Source organism: Streptomyces sp. NPDC054840 (assembly GCF_053611065.1).
Genome location: NZ_JBSGZP010000035.1, coordinates 1 through 21,391 on the forward strand (window position 1 = coordinate 1; position 21,391 = coordinate 21,391).

At 72.0% G+C, this 21,391-nt stretch carries 18 protein-coding genes; 9 read left to right on the forward strand and 9 right to left on the reverse strand.

Translation table 11 applies throughout. The features are described 5' to 3' along the window. Positions 1-832: helix-turn-helix domain-containing protein (locus ACWGIU_RS04995; protein ID WP_453702504.1), on the reverse strand; the 832-nt coding region annotated here is incomplete at its 3' end. Between the two features lie 177 nt (positions 833-1,009). Between ACWGIU_RS04995 and ACWGIU_RS05000 the strand changes: the two genes are divergently transcribed. Continuing rightward, positions 1,010-1,627, forward strand: a complete 618-nt coding sequence (locus ACWGIU_RS05000; protein WP_453702506.1) for a hypothetical protein — start codon at positions 1,010-1,012, stop codon at positions 1,625-1,627. A 39-nt stretch (positions 1,628-1,666) separates the two neighbouring features. Beyond that, complete coding sequence (locus tag ACWGIU_RS05005; protein ID WP_453702508.1) at positions 1,667-1,927, forward strand: DUF6343 family protein; 261 nt, start codon at positions 1,667-1,669, stop codon at positions 1,925-1,927. Between the two features lies 1 nt (position 1,928). On the opposite strand, the gene ACWGIU_RS05010 is transcribed toward ACWGIU_RS05005, so the two are convergent. The 4 genes from ACWGIU_RS05010 to rpsA all read right to left on the reverse strand — a co-directional run bounded on the left by ACWGIU_RS05010 (position 1,929) and on the right by rpsA (position 5,790). Then, entirely contained in the window at positions 1,929-2,345 is a 417-nt protein-coding gene (locus ACWGIU_RS05010) for a tetratricopeptide repeat protein (RefSeq protein ID WP_453702510.1), read from the reverse strand. A gap of 145 nt (positions 2,346-2,490) precedes the next feature. Further along, positions 2,491-3,099: a dephospho-CoA kinase gene (gene coaE, locus ACWGIU_RS05015; protein WP_453702512.1), complete on the reverse strand. Its 609-nt coding sequence runs from the start codon at positions 3,097-3,099 to the stop codon at positions 2,491-2,493. 31 nt (positions 3,100-3,130) lie between these two features. Beyond that, positions 3,131-4,069 (reverse strand): PAC2 family protein, encoded by a 939-nt coding sequence (locus ACWGIU_RS05020; RefSeq protein ID WP_030010960.1) that lies wholly within the window; start codon positions 4,067-4,069, stop codon positions 3,131-3,133. 209 nt (positions 4,070-4,278) lie between these two features. After that, a complete protein-coding gene (gene rpsA / locus ACWGIU_RS05025; RefSeq protein WP_453702514.1) occupies positions 4,279-5,790 on the reverse strand; it encodes a 30S ribosomal protein S1 in 1,512 nt (503 codons plus the stop codon). A gap of 350 nt (positions 5,791-6,140) precedes the next feature. Between rpsA and ACWGIU_RS05030 the strand changes: the two genes are divergently transcribed. Both ACWGIU_RS05030 and hrpB read left to right on the forward strand, forming a co-directional pair. Beyond that, entirely contained in the window at positions 6,141-6,989 is an 849-nt protein-coding gene (locus ACWGIU_RS05030) for a class I SAM-dependent methyltransferase (protein ID WP_453702516.1), read from the forward strand. Between the two features lies 1 nt (position 6,990). Continuing rightward, positions 6,991-9,597, forward strand: coding sequence for an ATP-dependent helicase HrpB (gene hrpB / locus ACWGIU_RS05035; protein ID WP_453702518.1), 2,607 nt, complete (start codon positions 6,991-6,993; stop codon positions 9,595-9,597). Here hrpB and ACWGIU_RS05040 read toward each other — a convergent pair. The 3 genes from ACWGIU_RS05040 to ACWGIU_RS05050 all read right to left on the reverse strand — a co-directional run bounded on the left by ACWGIU_RS05040 (position 9,587) and on the right by ACWGIU_RS05050 (position 12,189). Continuing rightward, positions 9,587-10,579 carry a DUF3068 domain-containing protein gene (locus tag ACWGIU_RS05040; RefSeq protein ID WP_453702520.1) on the reverse strand — a complete coding sequence of 331 codons (993 nt, stop codon included), beginning with the start codon at positions 10,577-10,579 and terminating at the stop codon, positions 9,587-9,589. The two genes, hrpB and ACWGIU_RS05040, sit on opposite strands and share 11 nt — an antisense overlap. A 14-nt stretch (positions 10,580-10,593) precedes the next feature. Next, on the reverse strand, positions 10,594-10,734 hold the full coding sequence (locus ACWGIU_RS05045) for an SPW_0924 family protein (RefSeq protein WP_106971437.1): 141 nt from the start codon (positions 10,732-10,734) through the stop codon (positions 10,594-10,596). Positions 10,735-11,037: 303 nt separating this feature from the next. After that, entirely contained in the window at positions 11,038-12,189 is a 1,152-nt protein-coding gene (locus ACWGIU_RS05050; RefSeq protein WP_453702522.1) for a lytic transglycosylase domain-containing protein, read from the reverse strand. Between the two features lie 184 nt (positions 12,190-12,373). On the opposite strand from ACWGIU_RS05050, the gene ACWGIU_RS05055 reads away from it, so the two are divergent. Continuing rightward, a complete protein-coding gene (locus ACWGIU_RS05055) occupies positions 12,374-13,234 on the forward strand; it encodes a DUF4184 family protein (RefSeq protein ID WP_453702524.1) in 861 nt (286 codons plus the stop codon). Positions 13,235-13,270: 36 nt separating this feature from the next. On the opposite strand, the gene polA is transcribed toward ACWGIU_RS05055, so the two are convergent. After that, positions 13,271-15,925: a DNA polymerase I gene (gene polA, locus ACWGIU_RS05060; protein WP_453702534.1), complete on the reverse strand. Its 2,655-nt coding sequence runs from the start codon at positions 15,923-15,925 to the stop codon at positions 13,271-13,273. A gap of 265 nt (positions 15,926-16,190) precedes the next feature. Here polA and ACWGIU_RS05065 point away from each other — a divergent pair, with 265 nt between their 5' ends. The 4 genes from ACWGIU_RS05065 to ACWGIU_RS05080 all read left to right on the forward strand — a co-directional run bounded on the left by ACWGIU_RS05065 (position 16,191) and on the right by ACWGIU_RS05080 (position 21,354). Then, entirely contained in the window at positions 16,191-18,461 is a 2,271-nt protein-coding gene (locus tag ACWGIU_RS05065) for an FdhF/YdeP family oxidoreductase (RefSeq protein ID WP_453702526.1), read from the forward strand. A gap of 54 nt (positions 18,462-18,515) precedes the next feature. After that, entirely contained in the window at positions 18,516-18,989 is a 474-nt protein-coding gene (locus ACWGIU_RS05070; protein ID WP_453702528.1) for a PaaI family thioesterase, read from the forward strand. A 192-nt stretch (positions 18,990-19,181) separates the two neighbouring features. Continuing rightward, positions 19,182-19,580: a hypothetical protein gene (locus ACWGIU_RS05075; RefSeq protein WP_453702530.1), complete on the forward strand. Its 399-nt coding sequence runs from the start codon at positions 19,182-19,184 to the stop codon at positions 19,578-19,580. Positions 19,581-20,121: 541 nt separating this feature from the next. Then, on the forward strand, positions 20,122-21,354 hold the full coding sequence (locus ACWGIU_RS05080; RefSeq protein ID WP_453702532.1) for a branched-chain amino acid ABC transporter substrate-binding protein: 1,233 nt from the start codon (positions 20,122-20,124) through the stop codon (positions 21,352-21,354). The last annotated feature ends 37 nt before the right edge of the window (positions 21,355-21,391 follow it).

The following is a 21,391-nucleotide window of genomic DNA, read 5'->3' on the forward strand; positions in this document are numbered from 1 at the left end:
CCTCCACGGGCGGCGGGGGCACCGATCCGGGACCGCGCTCGCTCAGGTAGGCGTGGTCGCAGCCCGCGCTCCACACGTGCGACCGGACCGCCGCCTTCAGGGGCACGACCGGAGCCCGGCCCGGGGCCGACGCCGACGGTGACGCGGAGGTCCTGCCGGGCGCCGGCCACGCCGACCCGGCCGGCGGCGTCGACCCGGCCGGCGGCGTCGGTTCCGGTGCGCCCGCCGCCGGTGCCGAGGCGGACCCCGGTCCCGCGGACACCGGCGCGCTCGTACCGGCGCTCGCTCTCGTACCCGTACGTCCGCCCGTGTGCGGCGCGCCCCGCTCGGGCCCGGCCGCCGCCAGCAGCGCCACGGCCACCGCCCCGGCGCTCACGCCCGCGGCGGCGACCACGGCCGCCCGCCGCCGGTACCAGGCCGTCCGGGCCACCGGCTCCGGCTCGGGCTCGGGCTCGGGCTCCGGCGCCACCACCACAGTCCGCTCAGGCTCAGGCTCAGGCTCAGGCGCGGCCGCAGGCTCCGGCCCAGGCGCGGCCACCGGATCCGGCCCAGGCCCGGCCACAGGCACCGGCTCCGCCGCGGCTCCGGCACGCCGCCGCGCGTCCGCCAGCAGCCACGCCCGGTGCAGGTCCACCGCCTGCCCCTGCGTCGCCCCGCAGGCCCGGGCGAAGCGGTCCACCACCGCGAACTCCGCCGGCAGCGCCTCCCCGTTGCAGTACCGGTGCAGCGTCGACGTACTCGTGTGCAACCGGCGCGCCAAGGCGCCGTAACTGAGCCCGGCACGCTCCTTCAGCTCCCGCAGCAACCGTGCGAAATTCTCGGCCTCGCTCACGCTCTCCCCCGTTCCGCGTCCCGCGACCGCGTTCCATGCATGAGGTGTTCCCCCAGGTGACGGTCCGTACGGCCGTTCCAGCGTCCCGGATTCGCCGCGATCCGTCGCCCGCCACGCCGTCCGGGGAACAGGCTCGTCAGGCACCCACCACCACAGCACTCACGGGGAGAACCGACCATGTTCCGTCGTTCCGGCACCGCCTCCACGCTCACCACCGCCCTCGTCGCGGCGGCGGCCGCGCTCGTCCTGACCGCCTCCACCCCCGCCGCGGCCGCCACCGCGCCCGGCTTCCTGGCCGGCACCGATCTTCCGCCTCACCCCACCTCGCCCTGGTACGCCGGCGCGGTCACCAAGGGTCTGCCCGAGTCCGCGCCGTTCTGCCTGGAGGGCGTGCTTCCGGCCGCCGGCAGCTGGCACCGCGTCTTCGGCACGGAATACGACACCGGCGCCGTGCAGGTCTCCGTACGCTCCGCCTCGCCCTCCGCGGCGGCCGGGCTCGCCGGCGTCCTGGAGCGCAAGGTCGCCGCCTGCGCGGCCGACTGGCTGCGCACGACCCCGGGCGGGACCGCCTCCTGGCAGGACTACGGCACACTCCCGGTCGAGGAGGGCGCGCACGTCTACGGGGTCCACACCTCGATCCCCGACTCCGAGCCCGGCGTGCACCTGTACGGCATCGGGCGCGACGGCTCCACCGTGACCGTCGTGCAGTGGGGGGAGATGGGCGACCTGTCCCACGCCCCGGTCGCCGACTTCAAGAAGACGACCACCCGGGCCGTGAACAAGCTCAACCCCTGACCAGGAGGAGTGGGACCATGGACATGAGAGGCGATGGCCATGCGTTCCGGGAATGAGCCGGTGACCGCGCGCAGTCCACTGCGGCTGCGGTTCTGGCTGGGTGTCTGGGGGCTGGTCTGGGCTGCCGCCGGCACGGTCCTGTTCGCGCTGGCGGGCCGTCCCGGGTGGGCGGCCGCCTGCGGGGCGCTGGCGGCGGTCGTGGCCGTGGACCTGCTCATGATCGTGCGCCACATCCGCCAGGGGCCGCACTACCAGCCCGGTCGGGACATCCCGCCGTACGAGCCGCCACACAGCCGGTGAGTCAGGCGGGGCCGGCTCCGGCCTGGCCCTCTGCGGCCGGGCCCTCGAAGCGGGCCGCCGCCAGGTACTCGGGCTGCGGGTCGAGGGCCGCTGCGAGGCGGAAGTGCTTGCGCGCCTGCTCGGGCCGGCCTGAGCGCTCGAACGTACGGGCCAGCGCGAAGTGCGCGAAGGCGTTGTCCGGCTCCCGCTCCAGCACCAGTTCGAACTCCAACTCGGCCGGTCGTAGTTGCGCTGCCGCGAAGAAGGCCCGGGCGCGCAGCAGCCGTGCCGCCGTGTTCTCCGGGTGGGCGGCTATGACCGAGTCGAGCAGCTTGACCGCGCCGCGCGGGTCCCGGGCGGCGAGCAGCTGCTCGGCGGCCCGGTAGTCGATGACGTGGGTTTCCGGGCTGGACGGTGTGGGGCGCGCGGTCTCGGACACGTTCGAAATCCTTCCCTCTCCAGGCGCGTTCAACGCCCCTGCCCCACCCGCTATTCCATGCACACGTCAGCCGGGTCCCGTCAGCCGGACCCGTCGGACAGACACCTCAGCCGGACCCGTCGGGCCGACCCGTCAGCCGCGCCCGTCAGGCGGACCCGCCCTTCGCCCGCGCCGTGAGCTCGTCCCACACCGTGCGCACCTGGGGTGCCAGCGCCTCCAGCGGCCCGTCGTTGTCGATCACAAGGGTCGCCACGGCGAGCCGCTGCTCCCGCGTGGCCTGCGCGGCCATCCGGGCCCGCGCCTCCTCCTCGGCCATCCCGCGCAGCGCGGTCAGCCGCGTCAGCTGCGTCTCGGGGGTCGCGTCCACCACGACGACCAGGTCGTAGAGCGGCGCCAGGCCGTTCTCCGCGAGCAGCGGTACGTCGTGCACCACGATCGCATCGGCCCCCGCGGCGGCTTCCAGCTCCGCCGACCGGGCCCCCACCAGGGGGTGCACGATCGAGTTCAGCGTCCGGAGCTTCGCCGGGTCCGCGAACACGATGGATCCCAGCCTCGGCCGGTCCAGCGTCCCCTCCGCGGTCAGCACCGACTCCCCGAAGGCCTCCACGACGGCCGCGAGCCCCGGCGTACCGGGCTCCACGACCTCGCGCGCGATCCGATCGGCGTCGACGACGATCGCCCCGTACCCCGCCAGCAGTCGCGAGACCTCGCTCTTGCCGGCACCGATTCCGCCCGTCAGGCCTACTTTCAGCATGCCCCGCAGCATAGGGGGCCCCGCCCGTACGTCAGTTCTCGCCCTCGCGTTCCGCCAGGAACCGCTCGAACTCGCGGCCGATCTCGTCCGCCGACGGCAGCTCCGCCGGCTCGGCGATCATGTTGCCGCGGGTCTCGGCCCCGGCGGCCGCGTCGTACTGGTGCTCCAGCCCCTGCACCAGGCTCACCAGCTCCTCGTCGCCCTCCCGGATCTGCCGGTCGATCTCCGTCTGCGTGCGGTGCGCCTCGGTGCGCAGGGCGTGCGCCACGGCCGGCAGGACCAGCCCCGTCGCCGCCGTGATCGCCTCCAGCACCGTCAGCGCGGCGTCCGGGTACGCGGAGCGCGCGACGTAGTGCGGTACGTGCGCGGCGACACCCAGCACGTCGTGCCCGGCCTGAGCCAGGCGGAACTCCACGAGGGACTCCGCGCTGCCCGGCACCTGGGCCTCGTCGAAGGGGCTGCGGTGGCCCGGCATGAGGTCGGTGCGGTTGCCGTGCGGGGTGATGCCGACGGGACGGGTGTGCGGGACGCCCATCGGGATGCCGTGGAAGTTGACCGAGAGCCGGACGCCGAGGCGCTCGACGATCTGCCGGACGGCGACGGAGAAGCGCTCCCACTCCACGTCCGGTTCCGGGCCGGACAGCAGCAGGAACGGCGCTCCGGTGGCGTCCTGGACGAGCCGGACCTCCAGCCGGGGCTCCTCGAACTCCGTCCAGCGGTCGCGCTGGAAGGTCAGCAGCGGGCGCCTGGCCCGGTAGTCCACCAGCCGGTCCGCGTCGAAGCGGGCGACCACTTGGTGGGGCAAGGTGTCCAGGAGCCGCTCGACGATCTGCTCGCCGGCTTCACCCGCGTCGATGTACCCCTCGAAGTGGTACAGCATGACCAGCCCGGCCGAGTCCTGGGCGACCGCCAGGTCGGCCACCGCCAGGCCCTTGGCATCCCATTCGTACAAACCCTGTGGATCAAGCACCGTCACCACTCCTCCTCGCCTCGTTCCCAGCCAAGAACGTCCAAGGCGGCCCGGCCATTCCCCAGTTGGCCGCATTCACCGGAACACAACGGATCACGAGGGGAAGACCGGACGGGAGAACGCGGTAAGGCCCGCCCCCCGAAGGGGACGGGCCTTACCGTTCCACGCGATTCAGCTCGGCTCACACCGGAGTGTGATGCGCGCTGCGATCAGCTCTGGCCGCCGGCCAGCTTCTCGCGGAGCGCGGCCAGGGCCTCGTCCGACGCCAGGGCGCCAGAGGTCTCGTCCGACTCCGAGGAGTACGAACCACCCGAGATGCCCGCGCCACCGGCGTTGCCACCGGCGGCCGGGGCGGCAGCGCCCTCGGCGGCAGCGGCCTCGTCGGCCTCGCGGCTCTTGATGACCTGAGCCTGGTGCTGCTCGAAGCGCTGCTGCGCCTCGGCGTACTGGGTCTCCCAGGCCTCGCGCTGCTTGTCGAAGCCCTCGAGCCAGTCGTTGGTCTCGGGGTCGAAGCCCTCGGGGTAGATGTAGTTGCCCTGGTCGTCGTAAGACGCGGCCATGCCGTACAGGGTCGGGTCGAACTCGACCGACGCCGGGTCGGCACCGAAGGACTCGTTGGCCTGCTTCAGCGACAGCGAGATCCGGCGACGCTCAAGGTCGATGTCGATGACCTTGACGAAGATCTCGTCGTTGACCTGGACGACCTGCTCCGGGATCTCCACGTGGCGCTCGGCCAGCTCGGAGATGTGGACCAGACCCTCGATGCCCTCGTCCACGCGGACGAACGCACCGAACGGAACCAGCTTGGTGACCTTACCCGGGACGACCTGACCGATCTGGTGGGTCCGGGCGAACTGCTGCCACGGGTCCTCCTGCGTCGCCTTCAGCGACAGGGAGACACGCTCGCGGTCCATGTCCACGTCGAGAACCTCGACGGTGACCTCCTGGCCGACCTCGACAACCTCGGACGGGTGGTCGATGTGCTTCCAGGACAGCTCGGAGACGTGGACGAGACCGTCGACGCCACCCAGGTCCACGAAGGCACCGAAGTTGACGATCGAGGAGACGACGCCGGAGCGGACCTGACCCTTCTGCAGGGTGGTGAGGAACGTCTGGCGAACCTCGGACTGGGTCTGCTCGAGCCAGGCGCGGCGGGACAGGACCACGTTGTTGCGGTTCTTGTCCAGCTCGATGATCTTCGCCTCGAGCTCCTTGCCCACGTAGGGCTGGAGGTCGCGGACGCGACGCATCTCGACGAGAGAGGCCGGCAGGAAGCCGCGGAGGCCGATGTCGAGGATGAGACCACCCTTGACGACCTCGATGACGGTACCGGTGACGATGCCGTCTTCTTCCTTGATCTTCTCGATGGTGCCCCAGGCACGCTCGTACTGAGCGCGCTTCTTCGAGAGGATCAGGCGGCCTTCCTTGTCCTCCTTCTGGAGAACCAGGGCCTCGATCTCGTCGCCGACCTTGACGACCTCGTTCGGGTCGACGTCGTGCTTGATCGAGAGCTCGCGGCTCGGGATGACACCTTCGGTCTTGTAACCGATGTCGAGGAGAACCTCGTCCCGGTCAACCTTGACGATGACGCCGTCGACGATGTCGCCATCGTTGAAGTACTTGATCGTCTCGTCGATCGCCGCGAGGAACGCGTCCGCGTCGCCGATGTCGTTGACCGCAACCTGCGGAGTGGTGGCGGTGGTCTCGGTGCTGCTCGTCATGTGGGAAAGGGCTCCGGTTACGGACAGAAAGTCGTAGGTACTGCTACGCCGGGAGCCCTTATCGGCATCTGCCGAAGCCGGACAGCCAAGGAGACCCCCGTTCCGCAGATGCGGAGGGGCCTCGAAAACCGAGGGGACCTCAACAAATACAAGCGCAGCCTGCTAGGTCTGAGGAGCACAGGCTCGCAGCGCAACTTGTAGCATACGGGGGCAGCCGGACAGGGTCAATGCGCGAAGGCGCACACCCCGGGCGGATCACCGCACAACCGGCACAATTCATGGGCGGGGAGCCCTTACCGGCACTCCCTGCCCCATGCAGAAGACACTCGCAGACTACGACGACGGGCCCCATGAACCAAGAGGACTACGCCTCCGAAGAAGGGTACGAAGCCGATCCGGTATCCGGGGAGGACGCCGCGGCCACACGGCGTGACGCGGGAGAAGCGGAGAGCAGCCGGGCGAGCCGCAGCTGGTGGGACCGCAACGCCGACGAGTACCAGAGCGACCACGGCGCCTTCCTCGGCGACGACCGTTTCGTCTGGGGACCCGAGGGGCTGGACGAGGCGGAGGCGGCCCTCCTCGGCCCCGCCGCCTCCCTCAGGGACAAGGACATCCTGGAGATCGGCGCCGGCGCCGCCCAGTGCTCGCGCTGGCTGGCCGCCCAGGGCGCCCGCCCGGTCGCCCTCGACCTCTCCCACCGCCAGCTCCAGCACGCCCTGCGCATCGGCGACGACCTCCCGCTGGTCGAGGCCGACGCCGGACGGCTGCCCTTCCGCGCCGGTTCCTTCGACCTGGCCTGCTCGGCCTACGGCGCCGTCCCCTTCGTCGCCGACCCCGTCAACGTCATGCGCGAGGTGCACCGCGTACTGCGCCCCGGCGGCCGCTGGGTCTTCTCCGTGACCCACCCCGTGCGCTGGGCCTTCCCCGACGAGCCCGGCCCCGCGGGGCTGTCCGTCGCCGCCTCCTACTTCGACCGCACCCCGTACGTGGAACAGGACGAGCGGGGCCGCGCCGTATATGTGGAGCACCACCGCACGATCGGCGACCGGGTGCGCGACGTGGTGGCGGGCGGCTTCCGCCTGCTCGACCTGGTCGAACCGGAGTGGCCGGAGTGGAACAGCCAGGAGTGGGGCGGCTGGTCCCCACTGCGCGGCAACCTGATCCCGGGCACCGCGATCTTCGTCTGCGAGCGCGACTGACGTGATCCGTACCGCCGCCCTCGACGCCCTGCCCGTACGGGAGGCCGTGCCCGCCCTCGTCTCGGCGCTGGACGACCACGGCACGGCGGTGCTCTGCGCCCCGCCCGGCACCGGCAAGACCACGCTGGTGCCGCTGGTCCTCGCCGGGCTGGTGGGCGGCGGACCGCGGCGCCGGGTGGTCGTCGCCGAGCCCCGGCGGATCGCCGCCCGGGCCGCGGCCCGCCGGATGGCCTGGCTGCTGGGCGAGCAGGCCGGCGGGGCGGTGGGCTTCACCGTGCGCGGGGAGCGGATGGTCGGCCCGGACACCGTCGTCGAGGTGGTGACCACCGGAGTACTGCTCCAGCGCCTCCAGCGCGACCAGGAGCTGACCGGCGTGGACGTGGTGATCCTGGACGAGTGCCACGAGCGGCACCTGGACGCCGACACGGTCGCGGCCTTCCTCCTCGACGTACGGGAGACCCTGCGCCCGGAGCTGAAGCTGGTGGCGGCCTCGGCGACGACGGACTCCGCCGGCTGGGCTCGGCTTCTCGGCCGGGGCGGCCGGGGCGGCCTCGGCGGCGCGCCGGTGGTGGAGGCCGCGGGGGTCTCGTACCCCGTGGAGACGGTCTGGGCCCCGCCGGCCCGGCCGGTGCGGCCCCCGCACGGGATGCGGGTGGATCCGGCGCAGCTGACGCACGTGGCCTCGGTGGTGCGGCGGGCACTCGCGGAACGCGATGGGGACGTCCTGTGCTTCCTGCCCGGCGTCGGTGAGATCGCCCGGGTCGCCGGGCAGCTGGGCGGGGTGGACGCGGAAGTGCTCCAGATCCACGGCCGGGCCCCGGCGGCCGTCCAGGACGCGGTGCTCTCCGCCGCCGATCACCGCAGGGTGATCCTGTCCACCGCCGTGGCCGAGTCGAGCCTCACCGTCCCCGGGGTGCGCGTGGTGGTGGACTCCGGGCTGGCCCGCGAACCGCGGGTGGACCACGCGCGGGGGCTGGGCTCGCTGGCGACCGTACGGGCGTCCCGCGCGGCCGGACGGCAGCGGGCGGGCCGGGCCGGACGCGAGGCGCCGGGCGCGGTGTACCGCTGCTGGGCCGAGGTGGAGGACGGCCGCCTGGCCTCGCTCCCCTCACCGGAGATCCGCATCGCCGACCTGGCGCAGTTCGCCCTGCAGGCGGCGTGCTGGGGCGACCCGGACGCGGCCGGCCTGGCCCTGCTGGACCCGCCTCCGGCCGGGGCCATGGCGGCGGCGCGCGAGGTACTGGTGGCCGTGGGCGCGGCGGACCCGGCCGGTGCGGTCACCGCGCGCGGGCAGCGGATGGCCCGGCTCGGGCTGCACCCGCGGCTGGCGCGGGCCCTGCTGGACGGTTCGGCCGCGCTCGGTTCCCGGCGGGCCGCGGAGGTGGTGGCCCTGATCAGCGAGGAGCCGCCGCGGGAGTACGGGGACGACCTCGCCGGCGCGTGGCGGCAGGCGCGCGCGGGCGGCGACGGCTACGCGGCCCGCTGGCGCGCGGAGGCCCGCCGCCTGGAGCGTGCCGTACGCGCCCCCGTGGGGCTCTCCCCCACCGCGTCCCTTTCCGGAACCGGGGCTCCGCCCTGGACCGCCTCGAACGCCGGCGAGGCCGTTCCTCGCGGCGGCGCCGCCTCCGACGACGGAGCCGCCGGGTTGATCGCGGCCCTCGCCTTCCCCGAGCGGGTCGCCCGGTCCAAGGGCTCGGGAGCCTTCCTGATGGCCAACGGCACCGCGGCCGAGCTCGGCGACGGCTCGCGGCTGCGCAGCGCGCCCTGGCTGGCCGTCGCCGTCGCCGACAGGCCCCCGCATTCCGCGTCCGCCCGGGTCCGGCTCGGCGCCGTCGTCGACGAGGACACCGCCCGCGCCGCCGCCGCGCACCTGCTCACCGCGGGGGAGGAGGTCCGCTGGGAGGACGGTGACCTCGTCGCCCGTGCCGCCGAGCGCCTCGGGGCCATCGAACTGTCCGTACGTCCGCTGCGCGGCCCCGACCCCGCGCTCGTACGGGCCGCCCTGCTCGACGGGCTGCGCGCCGAGGGGCTCGGCCTGCTGCGCTGGTCCCCGGACGCGCTCGCGCTCCGGGCCCGCCTCGGGTTCCTGCACCGCACGCTCGGCGGAGCCTGGCCCGACGTGGGCGACGACCGGGCGCTGCTGGAGCGCGCCGACGACTGGCTGGAGCCCGAGCTGTCCCGGGCCCGGCGCCGCGCCGACCTCGGGCGGATCGACGCCGGGCAGGCCCTGAACCGACTGCTGCCGTGGGCCACCGGGGAGGCCGCCCGGCTGGACGAGCTGGCTCCGGAACGCCTGGAGGTGCCCAGCGGGTCCCGGATCCGGGTGGACTACTCGGCCGAGCACGGCCGGCCGGTGCTCGCGGTGAAGCTGCAGGAGCTGTTCGGGCTGGCCGAGACCCCGCGGGTGGCGGGCGTACCGGTGCTGGTGCACCTGTTGTCGCCCGCCGGCCGGCCCGCCGCCGTCACCGCCGACCTCGCGTCCTTCTGGCAGGGCGGCTACCGGGCCGTGCGAGCGGAGCTGCGCGGGCGCTATCCCAAGCACCCCTGGCCGGAGGACCCGGCCACCGCCGAGCCCACCCGGCACACCAACGCCCGGCTCAGGCGCTGACCGCGTCCGCCTCCGCGGCCCCCGCCTCCCGTAGGCGACGGCCGCGGGCCTCCGTCCACAGGGCCACGCCGAGCAGTACGAGCCCGCCGACGGCCAGGCCGACCGGCGCGTAGGTGTGCAGCGCGAGGACCTTCGTACGGTTCGACTTGACGAGGTCGACCGTGTGGTCGGAGTAGTCCTCGCGCATCGTGACGTGTCCGGCGAAGGCGGTGAGCTTGCCGTCGGGGCCGCCGGCCGCGATGCCGCCGCGCATCTCCTGCTGGATGTCCTGCTCGGCGTTGACCGGCGCGCCGGTCACCGGGTCGACCCAGAACCTCGCCTTGACCGTGTACCAGAGGGTGGTGCCGGTGGCCGCCTCGATCGTCGACGGGTCGATGCCCTCGATCGGCATCTTCTTGGGCATGGCGACCTTGGTCCAGGGGACGGTCTGCTCGAAGTAGTAGACGTCCATGCCTTTGAACGTGCGCGGTCCGACGTAGTGGATCGGTGAGGAGGTGCGGGTCTGCGCGTCGAAGTACAGGTAGTCGCGCGGCTCGGTGAAGAAGGGCCACTTGAACTCGATGCCCTCGCGCTTGACGGGGTCCCCGTCGACCATCTCCCCGGTGGCGTGGACCGGATCCTGGGTGTGCGCGTCGAAGATGTAGCGCTCGGGGATCTGGGAGACCATCTTCCCGTCCGGGCCGATGATGTAGGAGAGCGTGTCCCAGACCACGACGTCCTTGCCCGCGCTCGCCTCTATCTCCCTGGACGCCTCCACGTTCCCCTTGAGGGTCTGGACGATGGTGACCTTGTCCACCTTCTTGGGCTGCATGCCGCCGGTGTAGTCGAGGAGCGTCGCGTCCTTCGCCTCCAGGACCACCTCCTGGTACTGGTTCGGCGGGATCTTGGCGAGGCGGGGGTACGCGTACCAGCGCAGCAGGGGCGCGAGGGCTGCGCAGAACACGGCAAGGGTCAGCAGGACAAGGCTCGCTCCGCGTCGCACGGCCGGGCCCTCCTCTACTTTCCGGGCGCGGGGGGCGCGGTGGTGAGCAGGGGCTTGGGTGAGGTCTCGCCTTCGGGCACCCCGAACGCCGTGATGGCGAACACGAGGGCCAGCGCGGCCGCGAGGCCGATGACGGCGGCGACGAATGCGCGCATGCCGGGGCTCCGAAATCTGATGAGGCGTCAGAGATGGGGCACCGTAGCAACGGGGAGGCGAGATGAGAACCGTTCGGCGTGATCCGCGGAACGGGCGCCAGGGAGGCCTGGTGGATCGCGGACCCGCCTTGCGGGAGAGGGCCGTGATCCCGGTGCGCTACGGATACACACCTTCGGACACCGCCTTCGGCCGCCAGCGGCGACCGGCCCGGGCGGTGGCCACCGCCGCGCGGTCCGCCTGCACGATGCTGTCGGTCATGCGCCTACGAGCGGGCGGATGGCCGGCCGCCGACTCCTTCGGCCCTACGGGCCACTGGTCGGGCTCGTGCTCGCGGTCGGCGTCGGGCTCGTGCTCGCGGTCGGCGTCGGACTCGGCGTCGGGGTGGGCGTGGGAGTCGGCGTCGGCGTCGGCGTCGGCGTGGGAGTCGGCGTCGGCGTGGGAGTCGGCGTCGGCTTCGGGTCCGGCGTAGGAGTCGGCTTCGGAACGGGAGTCGGGGTGGGCGTCGGGGTGGGCGTTGGGTCCGGCGTCGGACTCGGCTTCGGCGTAGGAGTCGGCTTCGGCTCCGGGCTCGGCTTCGGGGGTGTGCCCGTACCGGCCTGGTCCGGGATCTCGTGCGTGCCCTTCAGGTAGTACGTGAACCAGGACCGCACCGTCCGCAGGTACTCCGTGGACCGGTTGTAGGACAGCACGGCCCGGTCCAGGTCCGCGTCCGTCCGCAGGTCCCTGGTCCCCGCGCACAGGTACCGGGCGGCCGCCAGGGCCGCGTCGTGCACGTTGTTCGGGTTGCGCCGGCCGTCGCCGTCCGCGTCCTGGCCCCACGCCGCCCATGTGGAGGGGATGAACTGCATGGGCCCGACCGCCCGGTCGTAGCGGGAGTCCCCGTCGTAGGTCCCGCCGTCCGTGTCCGGGATGTTCGCGAAGCCGTTGCCGTCGAGCACGGGCCCCCGGATCGGCCGCAGTGTGGTCCCGGCCGTATCGACCTGCCCGCCGCGCGCCTGCCCGGACTCCACCTTGCCGATGGCCGCGAGGAGTTGCCAGCGCAGTCCACAGCCGGGGTCGCTCCGCCCCACGGTCTTCTCCGCGCGCAGGTACGCCGCGAGCACGCTCGCCGGTATCCCCTGGGCCCCTTCCGCGGGCCCGGTCACGGCCTGCACCGCGGTGGCGGCCTCAGGGACCGTCGGCGCCTGGGGCTGCGGCAGGCCCTCCTCCGGCAGCAGTACGTCCGGCGGCTGCGGGCTCACCAGCGGCGGGAGTTCGGTGAAGTAGGCGGAGTCGCCGCCGGCCGTGTCCGCCGCCCGCGGCGGCCGCACGACGTTCCCCCCGGCGGCGGAGAGCCGGTCGGTGCTCCCGTCCGCCGGGCCCTGGGACGCGGTCACCGCCGCGACCACCAGGGCGGAGACCAGGGCGGCCGTCGTTCCCCTGCGCAGCCTGCGTCCGAATATGCGAGCCGACATGAGTCGGACCCCTCCCCCTCGACGTCCGCGTGACCCTACGTCAACTCTCTGCACACAGCACGCAAGGTGGGCGGGAATTCACCGGATCCCCATGTCCCGAGGCACGTCACGCATACTGTCCGGACCCTTCGGGAGCATTGGCCCGAAGTAAGGAACGTCCACAGGAACACCGAGGAGAGGCGCCATGCCGTTCACTCTCAGCCACGCGGCCGCCGTACTTCCGGCCATCCGCCGGACCGGGCGTGCGCGGGGCCCCCTCGTCGCCTCGGCGCTCGTCCTCGGGTCGTTCGCGCCGGACACCTTCTACTTCACGGACGCGATCGTCGAGGGCGTCCTGGCGTACGGGGCGTTCACGCACTCGCTGCCGGGCGTCTTCACGCTGGACGCCGTGCTGACCGCCGTCCTGGTGGGTTTCTGGCTTCTGTTGCGCGAGCCGCTCATCGCGCTCCTGCCGCGTGGCCGGCAGGGCCGGGTGCACGCCTTCGTGCGGGGCGAGGCATGGCGCGAGCGTGCCCGGCCGGCCGCGCTCGCCGGCTGGTTCTACGTCTCGGCGGCCGTCGGGTCCCTCACCCACGTGGGGTGGGACAGCTTCACGCACAACGACCGCTGGGGCACGAACGCGCTGCCCGATCTCGCCGAGCCCCTCGTCTACGGCCTGCCGGGCTACTCCTACCTCCAGTACGGCACTTCGGCCGTCGCCGCATGCGCTCTGATCTGGTTCACGGTGACCGCCCTGCGCCGGCTTCCGGCCCTCCCGGCGCCCGCGTCCGTACCGGTGCTCTCCCGCGCGGAGCTCTGGGGTGCGCTCGCCCTGCTCGTGGTGTGCGTGGCCGCCGGGGCCACCAGGCGCGTGTTCCGCTTCTTCGACTTCTTCGACCGGATCCGTACGCCGCTCGACATCATCCCGACCATCTGTTTCGGCGCGGGCGGCGGACTGATCGTGGCGCTGCTGCTCTACGGGGTCCTCGTGCGGCTGCGGCACCGGCGCGACCGGACCGCGCGCCCCGCGGACGAGGAAACCCGAACGCCCGTCTCCACCACCTGAGCGGGGGAGACGGGCGCCGGGTCCGTCGTACGGCGATCAGTGCGCGGCGGACTCCCAGTCCGGGCCGACGCCCACCGACACGTCCAGCGCGGCCCGGAGCTCGACGGCGGCGCCCATCTCGCGACGCACCAGCTCCTCGACCTGTTCGCGCTCGCCCGGGGCGATCTCCAGCACGATTTCGTCGTGGACCTGGAGCAGCATCCGTGAGCGCAGACCTGCCTCGGCGATCGCCCTGTCCACCCGCAGCATCGCGACCTTGACGATGTCGGCGGCGGTGCCCTGGATGGGGGCGTTGAGCGCCATCCGCTCGGCGGCCTCGCGGCGCTGGCGGTTGTCGCTGTTGAGGTCGGGCAGGTACCGGCGGCGGCCGAAGATCGTCGCCGTGTATCCGGTGGCGCGGGCCTCGTCGACGACCCGGCCGAGGTAGTCCCGGACCCCGCCGAACCGCTCGAAGAAGGTCTCCATCAGGCCGCGCGCCTCGGCGGGCTCGATGTTCAGCTGCTGGGCGAGACCGAACGCGGAGAGCCCGTAGGCGAGCCCGTACGACATGGCCTTGATCTTGCGGCGCATCTCGGCATCGACCGCGGACCGCTCCACGCCGAACACCTGGGAGGCGACGGTGGTGTGGAGGTCCTCGCCGGTCGCGAAGGCCTCGATCAGGCCCTCGTCCTCGGAGAGGTGGGCCATGACGCGCAGCTCGATCTGGCTGTAGTCGGCCGTCATGAGGGACTCGAAGCCCTCGCCGACGACGAAGCCGCGGCGGATGGCGCGGCCCTCGTCGGTGCGCACCGGCACGTTCTGCAGGTTGGGGTCGGTGGAGGACAGCCGGCCGGTCGCGGCGACGGTCTGGCTGAAGCTGGTGTGCACCCGGCCGTCGGCGGCGATGGTCTTGACCAGGCCCTCGACGGTGACGCGCAGCTTGGCCTGTTCCCGGTGCCGGAGCATGATCACCGGGAGTTCGTGGTCGGTCTGCGCGGCCAGCCAGGCCAGCGCGTCCGCGTCCGTGGTGTATCCGGTCTTGGTCTTCTTCGTCTTGGGCAGGTCCAGCTCGCCGAAGAAGACCTCCTGCAGCTGCTTGGGCGAGCCGAGGTTGAACTCGTGGCCGACGGCGGCGTGCGCCTCCTTCACGGCCTGCTGCACAGCTCCGGCGAACTGCTGCTCCATGGCTTCCAGGTGGTCGCGGTCGGCGGCGATGCCGGACCGCTCCATCCGGGCGAGGAGCTCGGACGTCGGCAGCTCCATGTCGTGGAGCAGCTCCGCGGCGCCGACCTCGGCGAGCTTGTCCGTGAAGGCGTCGCCCAGGTCCAGGACGGCCCGGGCCTGTGCCATCAGGGCCTCGGCCTCGGCGGTCTCGTCGGCGCCGAAGGCCAGCTGGCCGTCGGCGGCGGCGGGCGCCAGTTCACGGTGCAGGTACTCCATGGACAGGGCGTCCAGGGCGAAGGACCGCCGGCCGGGCTTGACCAGGTAGGCGGCGAGCGCGGTGTCCATGGCGACACCGGCCAGGGTCCAGCCGTGCTCGGGAAAGACCCGCATCAGGCCTTTGGCGTTGTGCACGACCTTGGGCTTCGCCGCGTCGGCCGCCCAGGCCGCGAAGGCCCGCTCGTCCGCCTCGTCCAGCTCGGCGGGCGTGAACCAGGCGGCGGCGCCGCCGGCCGCGGCCAGCGCGATCTCGGTGACGTTGCCCTGGCCCAGTGCCCAGCTGTCGACGGTCGCGAGGCCCAGCGGACCGCCCGCGTGGCTCTCCAGCCACGGCACCAGCTCGCCGCTGCCCAGCACGGACGCGTCCAGCTCCACGGCGGCCGCCGGGGCCGGCGCCTCCTCCTCGGCCGCGCCCGGGTCCACGGCGAGCAGCCGCTCGCGCAGCGAGGCGTTGCGGATCTCCAGCACGTCCAGCACGCCGAGCATGGCGGTCCGGTCGTAGGGGGCGCGGACCAGGTCGGCCGGGGTCCGGGGCAGCTCCACGTCCTTGACCATCTCGGTCAGGACCCGGTTGAGCTTGACGGCCTCCAGGTGGTCCCGGAGGTTCTGCCCGGCCTTGCCCTTGACCTCGTCGGCACGCTCCACGAGCTCCGCGAACGACCCGAACTGGGTGATCCACTTGGCCGCGGTCTTCTCGCCGACGCCCGGGATGCCCGGGAGGTTGTCGGACGGGTCGCCGCGCAGCGCCGCGAAGTCCGGGTACTGCTGCGGGGTGAGGCCGTACTTCTCCTCGACCTTCTCCGGGGTGAACCGGGTGAGCTCGGAGACGCCCTTGGTCGGGTAGAGCACGGTGGTGTGCTCGGAGACGAGCTGGAAGGAGTCCCGGTCGCCGGTGACGATCAGCACGTCGAAGCCGGCCGCCTCGGCCCGCGTCGCGAGCGTCGCGATCACGTCGTCCGCCTCGAAGCCGTCGACCGCGAACCGCGGGACGTGCATCGCGTCGAGCAGCTCTCCGATCAGCTCGACCTGCCCCTTGAACTCGTCGGGGGTCTTGGAGCGGTTCGCCTTGTACTCGGGGAACTCCGTCGAGCGCCACGTCTTGCGGGAGACGTCGAACGCCACCGCGAAGTGCGTGGGGGCCTCGTCGCGCAGCGTGTTCGCCAGCATCGACGCGAACCCGTAGATGGCGTTGGTCGGCTGCCCCGTCGCGGTCGTGAAGTTCTCCGCGGGCAGCGCGAAGAACGCCCGGTAGGCCAGGGAGTGCCCGTCCATGAGCATCAGGCGGGGACGGTCCGCTGCGGGCGGCTGGTCGGTCTTCTTCGCTGATGAATCTGCCACGCCCCCGATCCTAGGCGCCCCCACCGACAATTCCGGCCGGTCGCCTCCCCCGGCGCATCCACCCCACCGGACGCCCCCGGCGCACCCGCCCGGTGCCGGTGAGCCCCGGACCGCCCTCCCCTCGTTCCGTGGTCCGTGCAAGGATCGAAGGACGCGGCCATACGTGCTGCATACGTACGCACGCTCGAAGGGGAGCGCGATGGCGACCAAGCCGCCCACAGGCGATCCGGTACAGGACGCACCGCAGGTCACACCGCCCAAGCACGCGGCCGCCGGCCTTCCGGCGATCGGGCACACCCTGCGGATCGCCCAGCAGCAGATGGGTGTGGCCCGAACGGCCCGAACGCTCCTCAAGGTCAATCAGAAGGACGGCTTCGACTGCCCCGGCTGCGCCTGGCCCGAGGGCGACAAGCGGCACACGGCCGAATTCTGCGAGAACGGTGCCAAGGCCGTCGCGGAGGAGGCCACGCTGCGCCGGGTCACCCCCGGCTTCTTCGCCGCCCACCCGCTGGCCGACCTCGCCACGCGTTCCGGCTACTGGCTGGGGCAGCAGGGCCGCATCACCGAGCCGATGTACCTCCCCGAGGGCGCCGACCGCTACGAGGCGATCAGCTGGGAGCGGGCCTTCGCGATCATCGCCGAGGAGCTGACCGCCCTCGGCTCCCCCGACGAGGCCCTCTTCTACACCTCGGGCCGCACCAGCAACGAGGCCGCGTTCCTCTTCCAGCTCTTCGCCCGCGAGTTCGGCACCAACAACCTGCCCGACTGCTCGAACATGTGCCACGAGTCCTCGGGCTCCGCACTGACCGAGACCATCGGCATCGGCAAGGGCAGCGTCTCCCTCGAAGACCTCCACCAGGCCGACCTGATCATCGTCGCCGGGCAGAACCCGGGCACCAACCACCCGCGCATGCTCTCCGCCCTGGAGAAGGCCAAGACCTCCGGCGCGAAGATCATCTCGGTCAACCCGCTGCCCGAGGCGGGGATGGAGCGGTTCAAGAACCCCCAGACCCCCGTCGGCATGCTCAAGGGCACCGCCCTCAACGACCTCTTCCTGCAGATCCGCATCGGCGGCGACCAGGCCCTCTTCCGCCTCCTCAACAAGCTCGTCATCGAGACGGAGGGCGCCACCGACGAGGCCTTCATCCGCGAGCACACCCACGGCTACGAGGAGCTCGCGGCCGCCGCGAAGGAAGCCGACTGGGACGAGACCCTCACCGCGACGGGCCTGACCCGCCCCGAGATCGAGCGGGCGCTGGCCATGGTCCTGGCCTCGAAGCGCACCATCGTCTGCTGGGCCATGGGCCTCACCCAGCACAAGCACGCCGTCGCCACCATCCGCGAGGTCGTCAACCTCCTCCTGCTGCGCGGCGACATCGGCCGCCCCGGCGCCGGTGTCTGCCCCGTCCGCGGCCACTCCAACGTGCAGGGCGACCGCACCATGGGGATCTTCGAACGCCCCGCGCCCGCCTTCCTCGACGCCCTCGACAAGGAATTCGGCATCACCTCGCCGCGCGGGCACGGCTACGACGTGGTCCGCTCCATCCAGGCCCTGCGCGACGGCAAGGCCAAGGTCCTCTTCGCGATGGGCGGCAACTTCGTCGGCGCCACCCCCGACACCGAGGTCACCGAGGCCGCCATCCGCAGGGCCGCCCTGACCGTGCACGTCTCCACCAAGCTCAACCGCTCGCACGCGGTCACCGGCCGGCGGGCCCTGATCCTGCCCACCCTCGGCCGTACCGACAAGGACGTACAGGCGAGCGGCAAGCAGTTCGTGACCGTCGAGGACTCCATGGGCATGGTCCACGCCTCCCGCGGCAACCTCGCCCCCGCCTCCCCGCACCTGCTCTCCGAGCCCGCGATCGTCGCCCGCATGGCCCGCGCGGTCCTCGGCGCGGCCTCCGCCACCCCGTGGGAGGAGTTCGAGCGCGACTACGCCTCGATCCGCGAGCGCATCTCCCGCGTGGTCCCCGGCTTCGAGGACTTCAACGCCCGCGTGGCCCGCCCCGCCGGCTTCCGGCTCCCGCACGCCCCGCGCGACGAGCGCCGCTTCCCGACGAAGACCGGCAAGGCCAATTTCACCGCCGCGCCCGTGGAGTACCCGCGCGTCCCGGCGGGACGGCTGCTCCTGCAGACCCTGCGCAGCCACGACCAGTACAACACCACGATCTACGGCCTCGACGACCGCTACCGCGGCATCACCGGCGGCCGCCGCGTCGTCATGGTGAACCCGGCCGACGCCGCCGAGCTGGGCCTGGCCGACGGCTCGTACACGGACCTGGTGAGCGAGTGGAAGGACGGCGTGGAGCGGCGCGCGCCCGGCTTCCGCGTCGTGCACTACCCGACGGCCCGCGGCTGCGCGGCCGCGTACTACCCGGAGACCAATGTGCTGGTCCCGCTGGACTCGACCGCCGACACCAGCAACACCCCGGCCAGCAAGTCCGTCGTCGTGCGCTTCGAACCGGCCTGATAGAACGACCTCAGGACAAGAAGGTTAACGAGCGTTGACGAACGGAGCCTGACCATGGGCGAGCAGCACGCAGTGAAGTTCCCGCAGGAGGTGCTCGACGAGTACACGGCCCTGGGCATCGACCTGCCCTCGCTGTTCTCGGCGGGACACCTGGGCGAGCGGATGGACATCCGCATCCTGGAGGCCTCGGCCGACCGCGTCGTCGGCACCATGCCCGTGGAGGGCAACACCCAGCCGTACGGGCTCCTGCACGGCGGCGCCTCGGCCGTACTGGCCGAGACCCTCGGCTCGGTCGGCGCCATGATGCACGGCGGCATCACCAAGATCGCCGTCGGCGTGGACCTGAACTGCACCCACCACCGGGGCGCCCGCTCCGGCATCGTCACCGGCGTCGCCACCCCGGTCCACCGCGGCCGCTCGACCACCACCTTCGAGATCGTCATCACCGACGAGCAGGACAAGCGGATCTGCACCGCCCGCCTGACCTGCCTGCTGCGCGACGCCGACCAGACCGCCGCGGGAGCCTGATCCCCGGCCGCCGGCCGCCCGGCCGCACCCCCGCACCACCCGACAGGCCCGGACCCGCCGCACGGCGGCGGCTCCGGGCCTGTGTGCGTTCCCGGACGGCACCGCACCCGCCAACCGCCCGGAATCCGCCAGTCCGCACGCTTCGCGGTGACATCTGTTGTGTCACCGATGGTCACCGCCTACCGTCCCCCCATGGGGACCATGCCACGCACGGCCCGGTACGCCGCCCACATCCTTCTCGCGGCGCTCGCCCTGACCGGATGCTCATCCTCCGCGCCACCCTCCGCGGCGGATTCCGCGAGCCCTCCCGCCACCCCCTCCACGCCCGCACAGGTGTGCACGAGCCTCGTGTCCTACTGGGCGAAGGAGACCCTCATGGGCACCCCATGGTCCGGTCTGGACTGGGAGCAGAAGGGTCTGTCCAACGGCCAGTACGCGATCCACGAGGACGCCGTCGCCGCAGGCCGCGCCGAGGAACGAACTTCCGGACGGGGCAAGGCACTTGAGCTGATCGACCGGTTCGTCGCGCGGCGCTGCGCCGACGAGGACGGCGCGACGGCGAGTTCGGAGAACTGGCGGCCTCCGACGTGACCGAGGTCACCGCATTCCCGAGTGCGCTGTCCGGCTTCCGGGCAGATGCCCCCGTGGACCGAACCGCAGGTGGGGGGACGTGCCGCCACCCGGACAAGATCCATTCGATTGCGAAAGTGCCCTCTTGACCGTCACTCTGCGTTATGCACATGAGGGTCGGAATCCCCCTTTTCCCTTAAGAAAGACCACTCGGAGGATTTCTTTGGGCACGCGCAGCCACATTCGGCCGAAAATGATCTAAGACAGGTGCATGGAGCCCTCAAGCCCCTTAGGGGAACAGGTATTTCTCAGAATGCGGACACCCCCCAAGGTGAGAAAACGTCCGATTTGTCCACACTCCCGCTGCACATTCTTGGCCTTGGCATAACAAGAGCGTCACATCCTCCTTTCCCTGCTCCCCGTGTTCGCCACCTCGGGCCTAGAGTCACGGCCAGTCACCGCGCCACAGAGCGCGAATCAGCACGGCCGTGGACCTCCCAGTGCGGCCCGGCGACCTAACGGCACCTCTCACGAGAGAGCCGCGCCAGGGAAAGGAAGAATCGTGCGACACCGTTCTTTGCTCGTCCTCACCACCGTGATCACCACGGGAGCACTGACCCTCACCGCTTGCGGATCGCGCGACGGAGACTCCAAGGACAACGGCGGCGGCAAGAAGACCGTCGTAGTCATCGGCGTGGACGCCCCGCTCACCGGCTCGCTCTCCGCGCTCGGCCAGGGCATCAAGAACTCCGTCGACCTCGCGGCCAAGACGGCCAACAAGAACAACGAGGTCCCCGGCATCGAGTTCAAGGTCGAGGCCCTCGACGACCAGGCGGTCCCCGCCTCCGGTCAGGCCAACGCCACCAAGCTCGTCGGCAACAAGGACGTCCTCGGCGTCGTCGGCCCGCTGAACTCCGGCGTCGCCCAGCAGATGCAGGGCGTCTTCAACTCCGCCAACCTGGCGCAGGTCTCCCCCGCCAACACCAACCCCGCCCTCAGCCAGGGCGACAACTGGGGCAAGGGCGAGTTCAAGCGCGGCTTCAAGACCTACTTCCGCACCGCCGCCACCGACGTGGTCCAGGGCAAGTTCGCCGCCCAGTACCTCTTCAAGGACGCCGGCAAGAAGAAGGTCTTCATCGTCGACGACAAGCAGACCTACGGCGCCGGCCTCGCCGCCATCTTCGCCGACGAGTTCAAGAAGCTCGGCGGCGAGATCGCCGGCACCGACCACGTCACCGTGAAGGAGACCGACTTCTCCTCCACCGCCGACAAGGTCAAGACCTCCGGCGCCGACTCCGTCTACTTCGGCGGCCAGTACCCCGAGGGCGGCCTCCTCGCCGACCAGATCAAGAAGACCGGCGCCAACGTCCCCCTCATGGGCGGCGACGGCATCCAGGACCCCGCCTTCATCAGCGCCTCCGGTGAGGCCAACGAAGGCGACCTCGCCACCTCCATCGGCTACCCGGTCGAGAAGCTGGACACCGCCAAGAAGTTCATCGAGGACTACAAGACCGAGGGCTACAAGGACCCGTACGCCGCCTACGGTGGCTACTCCTACGACGCCGGCTGGGCCGTCATCCAGGCCGTCAAGGCCGTCGCCGCCGCCAACAGCGGCAAGCTGCCCACCGACGCCCGCGCCAAGGTCGTCGAGGCACTCGGCAAGGTCTCCTTCGAAGGCGTGACCGGCAAGGTCGCCTTCGACGAGTACGGCGACACCACCAACAAGCAGCTCACCGTCTACAAGGTCGAGGGCGGCAAGTGGGTCGACGTCAAGAGCGACACCTTCAACCAGTAAGCCCGTAGCCCCCAGCAACACCCGCACCACCTGAACC

Coding starts and splice junctions, on each gene's coding strand:
- coaE (WP_453702512.1), bottom strand. CDS start 3,099: ATGCTGAAAGTAGGCCTGACGGGCGGAATCGGTGCCGGCAAGAGCGAG.
- ACWGIU_RS05055 (WP_453702524.1), top strand. CDS start 12,374: ATGCCGTTCACTCTCAGCCACGCGGCCGCCGTACTTCCGGCCATCCGC.
- ACWGIU_RS05050 (WP_453702522.1), bottom strand. CDS start 12,189: ATGTCGGCTCGCATATTCGGACGCAGGCTGCGCAGGGGAACGACGGCC.
- ACWGIU_RS05030 (WP_453702516.1), top strand. CDS start 6,141: ATGAACCAAGAGGACTACGCCTCCGAAGAAGGGTACGAAGCCGATCCG.
- ACWGIU_RS05065 (WP_453702526.1), top strand. CDS start 16,191: ATGGCGACCAAGCCGCCCACAGGCGATCCGGTACAGGACGCACCGCAG.
- ACWGIU_RS05000 (WP_453702506.1), top strand. CDS start 1,010: ATGTTCCGTCGTTCCGGCACCGCCTCCACGCTCACCACCGCCCTCGTC.
- ACWGIU_RS05045 (WP_106971437.1), bottom strand. CDS start 10,734: ATGCGCGCATTCGTCGCCGCCGTCATCGGCCTCGCGGCCGCGCTGGCC.
- rpsA (WP_453702514.1), bottom strand. CDS start 5,790: ATGACGAGCAGCACCGAGACCACCGCCACCACTCCGCAGGTTGCGGTC.
- ACWGIU_RS05075 (WP_453702530.1), top strand. CDS start 19,182: ATGGGGACCATGCCACGCACGGCCCGGTACGCCGCCCACATCCTTCTC.
- ACWGIU_RS05070 (WP_453702528.1), top strand. CDS start 18,516: ATGGGCGAGCAGCACGCAGTGAAGTTCCCGCAGGAGGTGCTCGACGAG.
- polA (WP_453702534.1), bottom strand. CDS start 15,925: ATGGACGGGCACTCCCTGGCCTACCGGGCGTTCTTCGCGCTGCCCGCG.
- ACWGIU_RS05005 (WP_453702508.1), top strand. CDS start 1,667: ATGCGTTCCGGGAATGAGCCGGTGACCGCGCGCAGTCCACTGCGGCTG.